General features: G+C 36.3%; 14 protein-coding genes. 9 read left to right on the top strand and 5 right to left on the bottom strand.

What is annotated here, in order from left to right:
• The 6 genes from EUI_RS10975 to EUI_RS0102430 all read left to right on the top strand — a co-directional run.
• On the top strand, positions 1-228 hold a 228-nt coding region (locus tag EUI_RS10975), incomplete at its 5' end, for a pentapeptide repeat-containing protein (protein WP_414933352.1).
• The gene (locus EUI_RS10970; RefSeq protein ID WP_174249687.1) at positions 221-379 is read left to right on the top strand and encodes an LPXTG cell wall anchor domain-containing protein; all 159 of its coding nucleotides are present in this window, start codon (positions 221-223) and stop codon (positions 377-379) included. The genes EUI_RS10975 and EUI_RS10970, both read left to right, overlap by 8 nt.
• An 87-nt stretch (positions 380-466) precedes the next feature.
• Positions 467-1,993 carry a glycosyltransferase gene (locus EUI_RS0102445; RefSeq protein WP_010015819.1) on the top strand — a complete coding sequence of 509 codons (1,527 nt, stop codon included), beginning with the start codon at positions 467-469 and terminating at the stop codon, positions 1,991-1,993.
• Positions 1,994-3,724 carry a hypothetical protein gene (locus tag EUI_RS0102440; protein ID WP_010015818.1) on the top strand — a complete coding sequence of 577 codons (1,731 nt, stop codon included), beginning with the start codon at positions 1,994-1,996 and terminating at the stop codon, positions 3,722-3,724.
• Positions 3,725-3,737: 13 nt separating this feature from the next.
• Positions 3,738-4,502 (top strand): hypothetical protein, encoded by a 765-nt coding sequence (locus EUI_RS10740; protein WP_010015817.1) that lies wholly within the window; start codon positions 3,738-3,740, stop codon positions 4,500-4,502.
• Positions 4,495-5,376, top strand: coding sequence for a helix-turn-helix domain-containing protein (locus tag EUI_RS0102430; protein ID WP_010015816.1), 882 nt, complete (start codon positions 4,495-4,497; stop codon positions 5,374-5,376). The genes EUI_RS10740 and EUI_RS0102430 overlap by 8 nt, the downstream gene beginning before the upstream one ends.
• Before the next feature lie 582 nt (positions 5,377-5,958).
• Here the strand turns inward: EUI_RS0102430 and EUI_RS0102425 are convergent.
• Positions 5,959-6,441 (bottom strand): deoxycytidylate deaminase, encoded by a 483-nt coding sequence (locus EUI_RS0102425; RefSeq protein WP_010015814.1) that lies wholly within the window; start codon positions 6,439-6,441, stop codon positions 5,959-5,961.
• A 72-nt stretch (positions 6,442-6,513) separates the two neighbouring features.
• On the opposite strand from EUI_RS0102425, the gene EUI_RS0102420 reads away from it, so the two are divergent.
• Entirely contained in the window at positions 6,514-7,356 is an 843-nt protein-coding gene (locus tag EUI_RS0102420) for a bifunctional 5,10-methylenetetrahydrofolate dehydrogenase/5,10-methenyltetrahydrofolate cyclohydrolase (protein WP_010015813.1), read from the top strand.
• A gap of 70 nt (positions 7,357-7,426) precedes the next feature.
• Here EUI_RS0102420 and EUI_RS10330 read toward each other — a convergent pair whose 3' ends face one another.
• From EUI_RS10330 to EUI_RS0102410, 3 genes are all read right to left on the bottom strand, one after another.
• On the bottom strand, positions 7,427-7,729 hold the full coding sequence (locus EUI_RS10330; RefSeq protein ID WP_081460641.1) for a CHY zinc finger protein: 303 nt from the start codon (positions 7,727-7,729) through the stop codon (positions 7,427-7,429).
• The gene (locus EUI_RS0102415) at positions 7,722-8,267 is read right to left on the bottom strand and encodes a biotin transporter BioY (RefSeq protein ID WP_010015811.1); all 546 of its coding nucleotides are present in this window, start codon (positions 8,265-8,267) and stop codon (positions 7,722-7,724) included. Before EUI_RS0102415 ends, EUI_RS10330 begins: the two co-directional genes overlap by 8 nt.
• 111 nt (positions 8,268-8,378) lie before the next feature.
• Positions 8,379-8,999: a TrkA C-terminal domain-containing protein gene (locus EUI_RS0102410; protein ID WP_010015810.1), complete on the bottom strand. Its 621-nt coding sequence runs from the start codon at positions 8,997-8,999 to the stop codon at positions 8,379-8,381.
• A 201-nt stretch (positions 9,000-9,200) separates the two neighbouring features.
• Between EUI_RS0102410 and EUI_RS0102405 the strand changes: the two genes are divergently transcribed.
• Together EUI_RS0102405 and EUI_RS0102400 are read left to right on the top strand one after the other, a co-directional pair.
• Positions 9,201-10,394 carry a quaternary amine ABC transporter ATP-binding protein gene (locus EUI_RS0102405; RefSeq protein ID WP_010015809.1) on the top strand — a complete coding sequence of 398 codons (1,194 nt, stop codon included), beginning with the start codon at positions 9,201-9,203 and terminating at the stop codon, positions 10,392-10,394.
• Complete coding sequence (locus EUI_RS0102400) at positions 10,387-12,093, top strand: ABC transporter permease/substrate binding protein (RefSeq protein WP_010015807.1); 1,707 nt, start codon at positions 10,387-10,389, stop codon at positions 12,091-12,093. The genes EUI_RS0102405 and EUI_RS0102400 overlap by 8 nt, the downstream gene beginning before the upstream one ends.
• A gap of 233 nt (positions 12,094-12,326) precedes the next feature.
• On the opposite strand, the gene EUI_RS0102395 is transcribed toward EUI_RS0102400, so the two are convergent.
• Entirely contained in the window at positions 12,327-14,255 is a 1,929-nt protein-coding gene (locus tag EUI_RS0102395) for a glycoside-pentoside-hexuronide (GPH):cation symporter (RefSeq protein WP_010015806.1), read from the bottom strand.
• Positions 14,256-14,443 lie beyond the last annotated feature (188 nt).

Genomic DNA, 14,443 nt, shown 5'->3' with positions numbered 1-14,443 from the left:
AAGTTCAGAGACGCCAAGTTCAGAGACGCCAAGCTCGGAAACGCCAAGCTCGGAGACGCCAAGTTCAGAGACGCCAAGCTCGGAAACGCCAAGTTCAGAGACGCCAAGCTCGGAAACGCCAAGTTCAGAGACGCCAAGTTCAGAAACGCCAAGCTCGGAGACGCCAAGTTCGGAAGTTCCAAGTTCAGAGACGCCAAGTTCGGAAACGCCAAGTTCACCAATTGTTAACGTAACTTATAAAGTAACTAACAAAAATAATAAGAAGTTACCAGACACTGGTGAAAATAAAAATAACCATACAGACGTTATTGCCACAGCGTTATTAATTGGTACCCTAGGCATTACCGCAGTTGCGCGTAAGAAAAAAGGTGACAACTAATTCATAAAGATTGGAATTAATTGTAATTCAAAGGCTAAGCTCAAGTCAGCTTAGCCGTACATAAAAATAGTGAAGGGAGGTAGGTACATGCATGCGGTATTTGTTAATACATTCTATGCACATAATCTTTCTGGTGCAAGTTTTGCAGTAGATCGACGGCTACAGTTATTTTTGCACCATAAGATAGAGACAACAGTTATTAGTGCCGATTATTATTTAACTAATCGTTATTATTTTCATTATCATTTTCCTGAATCAAGTCAGCATTTTTTAGACTTGCACGATATTTTGACCGGTAATTTAGAGCGTGATGAAGTAGATGCTTGGTTACGATTTTATGAAGGAAATTCAGCATCTTATAGTTTTGATACTAATAAAAAAATTGCAACTGCTGAGAATGGGGTCTATTTTAGATGGCATAATTATGATGATGATCGCTTAATGTCGGTGCACCACTATTCAAAAAGTAATAAATTATTGCGCAGCGATGAATATGACTGGCGTGGTTATTTGGCTGTGAGAGCGTATTATGCTTCTAATCCTAATGACGGTCAAAATTATGTTGTTAGTCGAGAACATTTAAATCCTGATGGACAAACAGTGCTAACATACCATTTTACAAGTGATAGTCAAATTAGACGAATTGATTGGCAAGATAAAACTGGTCAGGTTCAATATTTTAATCAAAAAAACGACTTGTTATTCGCAGCGCTAAAATACTATATCATGTCAATAGATGATGAAGTTTTGATGGTGCTTGACTTATTCCATTCGGATACGATATCCAAATTACAATCACTAAACACATTGGCTAATATGTGCCTTGTTGTACAATTACATAATATTCAAGTCAAAAATACTCCTGAGAATTCACCCACGCGAATTGGCTATAGCTATCCTGTACTGAATAGTGAGAAGTATAGCGGATTGATTGTTCTAACAGAACGTCAGCGTCAAGATGTTTTGGCATTGGCTGACCCTGACCGAATTTTTACAATAGCTGAAAACTGGTATGATGAACATGATGTGACAACGCACGATGCTATTAAGTGGTCAGATAAGGAAGATGGTTTAGTTATTATTTCTGCGCGGTATGATAAAACTAAGCAAATTGATCATGCTATTAAAGCAGTTATAACTGCGCATAAAAGAACGCCTAATATTCATCTTGAAATATGGGGTGGCGGCAATGATAATGTTCGAAAAGAATTGCAAGAGATAATTGATAAACACCAAGCTAATGAGTATATTAAACTAATGGGTATTACTGATAACCAACATATGAAACACCGCATCGCTAACGCACAATTACATGTTTTGGTTTCCAAAAATGAAGGGTTACCAATGGTTTTTTTTGAGGCACAATTAGGTAAAACCCCTTCAATTAGTTATGATATTGATTATGGCCCAGATGAAATTATCACAAATAGAGTAAATGGAGATTTGATTGCTGCAAATGACATTACCTATTTATCTTCAAGAATGATTGAATTATTCCAGAATCCTGGTACTTTAGAACATTATTCTGAAAATTCAAATCAGACACTAATTAAATTTCGTGAAGAAGCAATTTGGCAAAAATGGGAAAATTTGATAAAGCAGGTATTTGGATAGATGAAAGTCATCATAACAGAGAAAGTGACTTCTGAATTACTACATTTTGAAGCTATAATTAATGAATCGATTCTTTTTATTTCATGGACGTCAATAATTGCATATCAGACGCGTGTCAATGAAATTAATCTGTTTTCTTTCATGCGCCATCAAGAGAATAAAAATTTGCTATTGACGTTAGATTGGTTATCACACTTTGTACTCAATTATCGTTCTGTATCAGGTAGTCACCAGTTTGAAATGCAAGATGAATTAGGTCAAATTTCAGCTAAGATTTACATGGCTTCTGCTACCAGTCATCAAGTTGAGCATGTTGATACATTTGATAAAAATGATAAGCGTGTCGAAATGCAACTTTATGATAAACACAGCACGCGTCAAATGTTTACATACGACGAAAACGGTACACCTGTTACCAGTAAATTCAGTAGTAAAGACGGCACCATTCAAATCACATTTTACTGGATTTTGCAGAATGGGAAGCTTGAAAACGTTGGCATGTCTTTGCAGCAAGAAAGTCATGAGCAATTTTACAATAGTTACTGGGATTGGCAGATCGAACAATTTAAGCTGTTGATCGGGAATTGCTCGAATGTGAGTGAGGTAATCAGCTACGAGGCACCGTTATTATCGTTAGATGTTCCCACCAAACGTGTAACTAAAAATGAGTTAGGAAAAATATTATCAATAAGTTCATATCAACAGAATAGAAAATCTAATTTTTGGATAGTAGATTTTGATCACCAAAATCACTGGAAACCAAGAACTGATTTTGTTAAAACAGCAACCAATATTGATAACAGAATATTCAGAAAAATGTCATTCTCATCGCCTTATATTGATGAAGAAGATTGGATAAAAAAACAACTTAAAAAATACAATTCACTGATTGGTCTAGGTGATGTGATTATCTGGCAATATCCAAAATACTCCCCAAAACTTGAACTGGTTGTGATAAACTGGGCAAGAGAAAAAAATATTCTCATTGTTGCGCTTGTTCACGATGTGACCATGCTCAGAACTAATATTAGTAAATTAAAAAATTATAATTTAGAAACAGATAAAAAAGTTCTGCAATCATTTGATGTTGTGATGTTGCCACTACATTTTATTAGTGCATTAAAAAAATTAGGAATTGATTTGAACAATATTATTGAACTAGCGCCATACGATTTTTTATATAATCAAGTAATAACGCCAGCAAGTTACCAAAAATTAGTTGTGTATGCTGGTTCGCTTGCTAAGTTCCCTAATTTGGAGCAAATAAATTTTGATTTAACCGTTTATGGTGAAAAAAATTTTTCAAGTGTTGTGTTGAATCAACCTCATATTAAAAACGGCGGTTTTGTTGAAGCAATGGATTTACCAGCAAAACTTTCATCGGGGTATGGATTAATATGGGATGAGTCAGACAACGACCCGTATTTGCAGCAATATACACAATGGAATTGGCCATACAAGTTTAGCTTATATATGGTTTCTGGACTTCCTGTTGTTGCTTGGCGTGAATCAGCGATTGCTGATATCATACGGCAAAATAATGTTGGTGTAGTGATTTCGAACTTGTCTGATTTACATGGTGTGTTAGATAGTATTAGTGAAGAAAGATATCAACAGATGGCAAATAATGCTGCCAATTTTGGAAAGCAATTAGCAATGGGCGCAACTACGAAACAAGTATTGAGCGATTTAAAAATATTACTCGATGATAAACAATTAATTAATTTATAGCATGAGTTGGGGGATGATTAAAATACGTAAATTTATATTATCGATTATTATAATTGCAGTTACTACATTTACGTTCTCCGTCAATCTAGTCAGTGGTGAGATGTCGGTCACAAATGGTATCGCTACAGTATCTGGTAAATGTAATCCAAATAATACAATTGAAATTAGTCTACCAAATACAAAAATCATTCATCTGACACCAAATAGCGTTGGTAACTATAACATTGACATTAATGGCTTATCGATAGGAGACACAGTTTATGTGACTGCAGTTAGCATTGATGGCAAAAAAAGTCGCCCAACAAAGCATACAATCACAACAACTGATGTTATCGAACAAGATACTGTACAAAACCATATCATAAAAACGGCTGAAAGCCACTCAAACGTTTTGCATGTAGGTGATGAATCACATCTTAACAAAGAGGATAAGCCTTTTTTTTGGTTGAGTGTTCTGTTTGGTATATCGGGTGTTACGAGTATTACTGCAAGTGGTGCAACGTTTATAAATTCTCGTTTTCCAAAAGTTGAACACTCTTTTTTTTCGTTGGTAGGTTCGGGATTATTATGGCGAAGCCAACAGATCAGATATAAAGTTCGATTAGTTGGTAAGTTTTCTGGTTTAAATAAAAAGGCTTTTTTTGATGTGACGCCAGAAGAGTTGCATACTCTGACTACAAATGAAGAAGTAGAATTAAGTCAACAGTTCACGAAATTTGAGATAAGTGTATTTAATCGGCAGAATAACGGTGTAAAAATGGTATTAGTTGATGAATAATTTAGGTCCAGCAATGAAATACTATCTGTTGCAACGTAACATTTCAATCAAACAAGTTGCTGATGAAACACATATATCGAAAAGTTCACTGTATGATTTTTTTAATGGTAAGCATGAACTTGGGGCGACAAATTTTGTGTGTCTAATTCAACATTTGAATATTGATTTCAATAATGTTATTGATGAATACCATGATGCAGTTGATAATTCTGATCGAAATATTGACACGGAATATGAAACAATTAAGCAACTTGAAACCAAGGATTTAACTAAGTACTTATCTGGATTTGGTATTCACCAGACTGCTATTGTTCTAGCTGATTTTATTGTACAGGCACAATATGAAGGGGAGCTTAGCGAAAAAATCAATGTGATACAAGATGTTGCACGTGACTTGGTATTTGATAAATTAGACTATTATACAGTGGATGAACTGAATTTATTTATTAATTTAATTAGTATATCATCCAACTTTAATTACATTTACGGAGTTTATTTAGATTGTGAAAGGCTATTTTCAAGACAAGATTTTAATGCAATGCATCGTAATCAATCAGAATCAATTCAACAATTATTGATGATTCGATTTAATATGATCGTATTATGTATGAAACATCAGTCCAAGAATTTGGCCAAGAAAATTATTTATCTGGCTCAACAACTCAGGGAAGTTATTGATGACATGTATTCTGTATTGTTGTTGCGACTCATGGATGTTATAAAATTGATTATTTCAAAAAAAGAAGAACGTGCAAAAATTTTGTATGATAACATTTTTTCTGCAATGTCTTACTTTTTACCAGCAACAGGTCAGTTTCGTTTTGAGATGTTATTTTTAAAGTCTTTTGAACAATTTAAACAGACTCTAGAATGATCATATTTTTTTTAATAATGTTCTCTATATAGTAGATGTATTAGAAGAAATTATTTTTGAGCGTGTCAAGGAAATTACAATAATAATTAAAAGGACATGATATGTTGCTGGAAGGCCTATATTGATGATTTTCAGTGAATTTATTTTATTAGATTATTATTAGTCCAATCATGTATTTCTTTATAATTACCCGCCGAACATACTGAGTTATTATCATGTTCTGGTGTGCTTAATCTGGGTGATATATTGAGGCTGCTCGAATTAACATATGTTGTGAGCTTGATCGGTCATTATTAAGTTAGTAATCGTGGGCTGCAAATATTTTATGGTTGATTTTATAAAACGACTATTAAAATATTTGCAGTTTTTTGTGTCATAATTTAGTTTAAATTTATAATTTTATAGATATTGTTCAGAGCAAGAATATACAACCAACATCACTTTTTACGTCATGATTAGACGCAGAATATTAATGCTTACTAGCGCATCTAATTTCATTATATTCGTTTTATAAACCAATAAATTATGATAAAATAAAATATAGTTCGTTATTAACAGATAAATAGTGAATTTATTGTCAGATCATTCATAGGAAACAAATTGATGCAAATCAATTTGTGAAGCAGTTTGCTCTGAAAAAGGCACTTGCTGTAAAACAACGTGTTTCTGTGCCAATAATTCTTCGGCAAAAGGATCATTATGATAATCACGCATAAAGTTTATTTTTTGTATACCAGCTTGTAACAATAATTTTGTGCAATGAACACAAGGCACATCGGTAACGTATACTTCTGCGCCGTCAACACTGATTCCCATTTGCGCTGCCTGCATTAAGGCGTTTTGTTCAGCATGTACAGCGCGAATACAATGACCGTCAACGATTAAATCACCAACATCTGTACAGTGGGGAGTGCCAGATACAGAGCCATTATAGCCACTAGAAATGATACGGTTATTTTGAACAATGACGGCACCAACGTGTAAACGTGTACAGGTTGAACGAGTGGACAAGATGGCAGCTTGCGCGATAAAGTATTGATCCCAACTGATACGATTATATGACATGTGAACTCCAATGAATTTATTTTGTTAAGAAGAATATAACATAAAACGACAACCAAGCGAAGGAGCTTTTTAATGACTGAAATACTCGATGGTGCAGCAGTAGCCAAAATTACAAACGCAAAAACTGCTGAACGTGTTGCGAGGTTGAATAAACCGGTAACACTTGCTGTCATTTACGATCCCAAAAATGATGGTAGTCGTTTATATGTTGGTATGAAATCCAAAAAAGCAGCAGCATTAGGTATCACAACACTAGATATTCCAACTGATGAAAATGCCACAACGGCAAGTGTGATTAAGTTAGTTGAAGAGCTTAATGCAGATGAGCATGTTACTGGTATTTTGGTTCAGAGTCCACTGGCTAAAGGTGTGAAAGAACGTGAAATTTTTTCTGCCGTGGCGCCACATAAAGACGCTGATGGATTAGGTGCTACCGTGCAGGGTATGTTGTTTGGTGACGCACTAGAAGATTATACCGTTGCTGCGACACCACAAGGTGTGATGACACTGTTGCATCATTATAATATTGAGATGTTTCGTAAAAGTGCTGTTGTTATTGGACGCTCCCAGTTATTTGGTCGACCAATGTTTGCGTTATTGACAAATGCAGATGCAACAGTTACATTAGCGCATCGTTATACACCTGAAGCCATGTTAAAGGCGCAATTGAAGGCGGCAGATATTGTTGTCGTTGGTGTAGGTATACCACATTTTATATCAGGATCAGATTTAAAATCCGGCGCTGTTGTTGTTGATGTCGGTATGAATTATGTTAACGGAAAAGCAGTTGGTGATGTTGACTTTGAATCGGCACAAGGCGTTGCAAGTTACATCACGCCAGTACCTGGTGGTGTTGGGCCAATGACAATTGCAACGTTATTAGAAAACACCGTTACACTAGCAGAAAAATATTAATAATTAATGACAAAACCATTGGTAAATTAAATTTACCAATGGTTTTGTTGTATTGTTTCTGCTATTGATGTTAACAAAAATAAATATCATGATGTAGGTGACATCGTGGATTAAATTCATGTCGACATGCGGGACATCTTACACAGGCAATATAGGCATCGCCTGTCAGCTCTAAACGACAGGCACCGCACATGACACTTATTTGTGACATGTACATGGGCTGAAATGTGTGAGTCATCAATGTATCGTGACAAAGTGCGCAGGCGAAATATCTCTGACATTGTTGGCACATATTAGCAATGACATCAAAGGATTGATGCCAGTGTTGACAACGTCCAAATTCATCAAGAGAAATCCCAAAAATTTCAGACATGATGTAGAACACGAAAACGACGACGCAAGGTGAGTGTTATTATGGTTGTTACAACAGCTTTGATAATATCACCAGGAATGAATGCCAACTGGAAAATGAGTGCCTTAGTTAGTGGCATATGTGTCACAATATGCAAACCAAAGGCACCAGAAACATCAATTAAAACAACACCAAATATTAAAATAGTTAAGAACATTGTGACAAAATTTGTATAATTTAAATGATCGAGATATGTTATCGTCAAACCAATAAGTAAAGCAGCAAATGGATAGGCCCAAAGGTAACCTGCTGTTGCACTGAAAAATGCTGGAAAACCACCAGCACCACCAGTCAAAACAGGCAAACCTATTGCAGCTAAAAACAACCATACAATGATAGCTAGAAAGCCATTGCGCCATCCTAACAAGGTACCAGCCAGCATGATGCCAATATTTTGAATCGTAATTGGTACAATTCCAAGTGGAATTGTAGGTACGTAGGCCATGACAATGAGTATGGCGATCATCGCCACGGTGAGTGTTAATTTTTGTGTTTTCATGTTTCTTCCCTTTGTAAACTTTTTATTTATATAAGTTTACAATTAAAAAGAATTATTGTCAACAATAAAAAAATGCTGTCAGTTTTTATCTAACAGCATTTTTTTATGTATTTATTGATGATAAAAAAAGTTTTGAACAGCTTGAACAGCGGTTTCGTTGCCAACAAAATACAAGGTATCACCACGTTCAATAACGGCATAGGGGCCAGGAGATACAACCAGTTCATCATCATGTAATAAAGCAACAATCGTTGTACCAGTGCTTTGCCATAAGGTAAGCGTACCAATAGATTGGCCAAATTTTGGACTATCAGTACTTAATTCCAATTCGTATGGACTCAGCGGACTATGACGCTGAACACGTTGACTTTGTTCAAGTAACAATGTTAAAGCATTCTCCATGGATTTTATTTCTTGTTTTTGATTGGTAATGAGATCGTTTATTTGTTTGTGAATTGTTTGAATGTCAGATGTTGTTTGTGCTTGATTTAAAAATGCCTTTGCTTTTTCGCGAGACAGGACTTCAACACCACTGCCATGTATCAGTTTAACAATTTGAAGGTCTGCTAGGATACTGACAGCTTTACGTGCTGTTTCAGATGACACACCAAAGGCGACGGATAACGTTGATCTGGCATGTAGTTTGCTACCAACAACATACTCATTGTCGGCTATTTTTTGCGCGATTTGATACGCTATTTTGCGGTATCTTGGTTCTCTGATTGTTTGCATGGCATTCTCCAAAAGCAGGTGCTGGTTTGACAAAAGTGACAACTTGTGACAAAATAGAAGACATCACTTAGTGACAATTTTTCTTTTGTAAGAAGTTGTCACTATGAAGTATAAGATAAATAGTGAGCGTAGTCAATGAAAATAAGTTAAAACTGTTAAAAATCAGGGTGCTTAATTTATTTTCAACAAATGGAGGGCTTCATGGCTAAAGTAGAGATTAAACATCTCACAAAAATATTCGGAAAGCGACCCAAAGCGGCGCTGAAGATGGTAAAACAGCATAAAAGTAAAGATGAAATTGTTGAAAAAACTGGCAGTACGGTTGGTGTATACGACATCAACATGAGTATTGACGAAGGCGAAATATTCGTTATTATGGGACTATCAGGTTCAGGAAAATCAACATTAATTAGATTGTTAAATCGCTTGATTGAACCAACTCAAGGACAACTGTTCATTGATGGTGAAGAGATTACTAAATTTAATAAAAAACAGATGTTAGAAATACGGCGTCAAAAAATGAGTATGGTATTTCAGAACTTTGGTCTTTTTCCACACCGTACATTACTAGAAAACACTGAATATGGCTTAGAAATACAAGGTGTTAATAAGGAAGAACGGCGTAAACGTGCAGAACATGCACTAGACAATGCTAAATTGTTAAGTTATAAAGACCAATATCCTAGTCAACTGTCAGGTGGCATGCAACAACGAGTGGGACTTGCACGTGCGTTAACAAACGACCCAGATATTCTATTGATGGATGAAGCTTTTTCGGCTCTTGATCCATTAGTACGTGGTGAAATGCAGGATGAATTACTAGAATTACAAGCAAATGTTCAAAAAACAATCATTTTTATTACCCATGATTTAAATGAAGCATTACATATTGGTGATCATATTGCCATTATGAAAGATGGTGAATTGCAACAAATTGGTACAGGGGAAGAAATTCTAACGCATCCTGCTAATGAGTATGTGAAATCCTTTATTGGTGGTGTTGATCGTTCGAAGGTCTTGACTGCAGAAAGTATTATGATTCCAGCGTTAACAACTAATATTGATGTGGATGGTCCAACAGTTGCTTTAAGAAAGATGGCAGACGAAGAAGTATCAGGATTGGTTGCCGTAAACCGTAAACGAGAAATGCTCGGCTACTTAACATCGGATGAGGCAGTGAAGGCACGTCGGAATCAAACACCATTGTCACAGGCTGTTATGCAGATGCCAACAGTTGACTTAGACACACTAGTTGTTGATATTATGCCAATTATTTATGATGCGCAAACGCCGGTAGCAGTTGTTGACGGCAATAAGCATGCAAGAGGTGTTATTATTCGAGGTTCTGTTTTGGAAGCATTAGCCGATACGGAAGGAGAGGAAACCGATGCCTAATTTACCTAAAGTACCATTAGAAAGTTGGATAAGTGAGGGTGTTAACTGGCTGACAACACATTTATCTGGGCTATTTAATTTGATGCAAAGAAGTGGACAGAGCATCATGGATGGCCTAACCAACGGCTTGACAGCAATACCTATGCCATTGATGATTGCTGGATTAACGGTTATAGCTATTTTAACAACACCTAAAAAATACGGTTTTCCCTTATTCACCTTAGTTGGCTTGGCATTAATTGCCAATCAAAATTTATGGTCAGATTTGATGAGTACAGTGACATTGGTTATTATGGCATCTGTCATTTCACTTGTGATTGGTATTCCATTAGGAATTATTACTGCCAAATCGCCAAAAACTGCCGCAATTGTCAAACCAATTTTGGATTTCATGCAGACAATGCCTGGCTTTGTTTACTTGATACCTGCTGTTGCCTTCTTTGGCATAGGCGTGGTACCTGGTGTATTCGCTTCAATTATATTTGCACTGCCACCAATGGTGAGAATGACTGATTTAGGTATTCGTCAAGTACCTGTGGCACTGGTTGAAGCTGCTGATTCTTTTGGATCAACAACTTGGCAAAAATTGATTAAGCTTGAATTACCAAATGCCCGAAATACGATTTTGGCTGGTGCAAACCAGACAATTATGTTAGCATTATCAATGGTTGTGACTGCATCAATGATTGGGGCACCCGGCCTTGGTCGCGGAGTATTATCTGCTGTACAACGGGCAGACGTGGGTTCGGGTTTTGTTAATGGCCTTGGATTAGTTATTTTAGCTATTATTATTGATCGTTTTACGCAAAAGTTAAATACCAAACCGGGACAAAAATTAGTAACACGCCCTTGGCGTCGCTGGGCAATTTTAGCCACAGCACTCATCATGGTTGGTGGTGGCGTTGTTAATGCGGCAACATCACAAAAATCATCTGGTCAAAAAGTCAATCTTGGTTATGTTTCTTGGGATTCTGAAGTGGCTTCAACAAACGTATTGGCTGAGTCGCTTCGACAACATGGTTACGATGTGACAATGACACCACTAGATAATGCTGTGTTATGGCAGTCATTGGCAAATGGTCAAGTTGATGCATCAGTTTGTGCATGGCTACCATTTACGCATAAAGCATTATATGATCGATATAAAAATGATATCACGCTACTTGGGCCAAACTTACATGGTGCTAAGACTGGCTTTGTTGTACCAGATTATATGAAAGTGAATTCAATTGCTGATTTAACTAATGAAGCAAATAAAACGATTACTGGTATTGAACCTGGTGCTGGTGAAATGATTACCGCACAAAAAACAATGGATAGTTATGCAAATCTTCAGGGATGGAACCTACTAAGTGCCTCTTCAGGTGCTATGGCGACTGCACTTGACAAAGCTTATAAAACAAAACAAGATATTGTGGTAACAGGATGGTCACCTCATTGGATGTTTAGTAAGTATAAGTTGAAGTATTTACAAGATCCAAAGGGAACAATGGGTAAAGGTGAAAGTATCAATACCATTACGCGCAAAAATTTGAAAAAAGATAATCCTAAATTTGAAAAAGTGATGGATAAGTTTAATTGGACTAAAGAAGATATGGAAAGTGTCATGCTTGACATACAAAATGGTGCAACACCAAAGCAAGCAGCAACAAAATGGTTGAAATCGCATCAAAAGCTTGCTGATAGTTGGTATAAGTAGTATTTTGATATGCAAGAATGAGTATAATTAAGTCTATTTGATTAATGACTTATTAAGCATCATAAAATTCATACAAAAAAGGCATTAAGAAAATTAGAGAAATCTAATAGACTTAGTGCCTTTTGTATTTTCACGCAAATAAAAAGCACCAGAAACAATTCTTATGTTTCTGGTGCAAAGTAATGCTATAAGTGTTCAAATTGTTTGATCATTCTATGATTTAATAAAATAAATTAATCTTTTGATAAATGTAATATGATATCATTTTTGTCAACGATACTACCGGATTTTTTAGTGTGTTCCAAGGATGATAGCGCAGTTGAATTGGTTATAGTAACAATAACCGTATCATCAAATCCAGCGTCTTTAATTGATTTATCCCAGAATTCAATCAAGAGATCACCTTTTTTAACATGTTGTCCGCGTTCGAAGTATGTTACAAAGCCAGTACCACGCATGGCTACAGTGCCAATACCAATGTGAATAAGCGTGACAACACCTGAATCGGAAACCAAACCAACCGCATGTCTTGTTGAAAACGCAACACGTACTATGCCATCAAATGGGGCATAAACACGACCGTCAGTGGGGATGATACCGAAGCCATCACCAAGTGATCCTGAAGAAAATGTTTTATCTTTGACATCGGAAAGTGCAATCAATTTTCCAGCAATTGGCGCATTAAATGTTGACTGTCCTATAGCTAATTCGGGGACAATAATTTCGTCGTCGCTTGAACTAACCACGAATTCCTTGCCCCAAGTTTTTTCAAGTTGATCCACAATTTCAGCGTGCTTTTTTTCAGTCAATGTGACTTTTTTGTAAAAAACAAACGTACCGATAATAATAACAATAAATGGCACACCAAACATAATAACTTTAAAAATCAGTTGCCCTGAACCAGTGATTGAAGCTGCGGTTGCACCAGTTGTCATTCCAGCAGCAACGGCTGTCAAACCAACAACACCGTTTGAAATGGCACCTGCTAATTTATCCAATAGGGGACGTACTGACAATGTGAGTGATTCATCACGGTGACCAAGCTTGAGTTGACCATATTCAACAGAATCAGAGATTGTCATCAACACGACCAAGAATACTAATGGTTGTGGGATAGCAAACAATTGTGCTGCAAGAATAACTAGTGGCAGTGACGTGCCAGCAATAACAAATAGAATGATACCAACTGTCATAGTCAAGATGCACCAGAAGAACAGGCTGCGACGATTGAGTTTGTCAGCCAGTTTAGGGAATAATGCGACTGAGATCAATCCAGTGAAAACGTTTATACTAGCAAAGATTGTGAATGCGGAGGCATTACCTAAAATAAAGGTGAAGTAATATAGCTCTAGTGAATTCACAAGTGTTATACCAGTTGTATAGAGGCCATAAGCCAATGCAATCCACATTAATTGATCATTATGTGTCAAAATGTGAATAACATTTTTAAAACTGGTTTTTTCTTTGTTTTTACGAAGATCTGAATCAACCTCTTTTGTACCAATTCCAACGACAATAGAACTGATCCATGCGACACCGGCAATAATAACAGCGAACCAGAACCAACCGCGCGTATCACCAGTACCACCATTATGATTCAAGGAGAAGAAAAGAACAAGCGGCATAACAACAACGCCGACTAAATTAGCGCCTAATGTGGAGCCGATACGGGCAAATGTTGCTGTCTTTTCACGTTCTCTGGAATCAAATGTCAGCGCGGGTATCATCGACCAAAATCCGATATCCTTGAAAGAATAGAAGATATCCATTGTAATGTAGATGAGTGCAAAGAGCACAAGATATACAAATGGGTTAGATTTGTTTAAACCACCCATATTGGTAAACAAGATAACTAAGGCAATTGAGCCAACTGTTCCACCAATTACCACCCAGGGTTTGAATTTTCCCCATCGAGAAATTGTATTATCAATCGCATTACCAATGAAGGGATCAATTGCTAATTCTACAAATCGTAATAGAAAAATAACCAGGGTAATAATGCTAATCATTCTATCATTTTGAGCGGCATTACCACTGTTGAAAAGGTGGGTAGTGACGAACATAATGAAATACGTTGAAAGTGTTGCGAAAAACACATCATTACCAAACGCACCGAATGCATATGACATGCGCGATGACATAGATTGTTTGTTAGACTTCATAAGCGTATCTCCTTTAATTTAGTTCAGCTAACATAATTTATAGTAAGCGCTTTCATGATAAAAAGCAACCCTTTAGTAAACTTTTAGTAAAGTATTATGTTGTAATATGTAGTAAAATAAAAAGAGAGTCTTAGGGCTTAACTAAAAATAAATAAAGCCCTACCAAGAACCGAGGATGAATAAATGGT

This window comes from Leuconostoc gelidum subsp. gelidum KCTC 3527 (genome assembly GCF_000166715.1).
GTDB classification, from domain to species: domain Bacteria; phylum Bacillota; class Bacilli; order Lactobacillales; family Lactobacillaceae; genus Leuconostoc; species Leuconostoc gelidum.
This window is presented reverse-complemented; position numbering and strand designations above follow the sequence as displayed.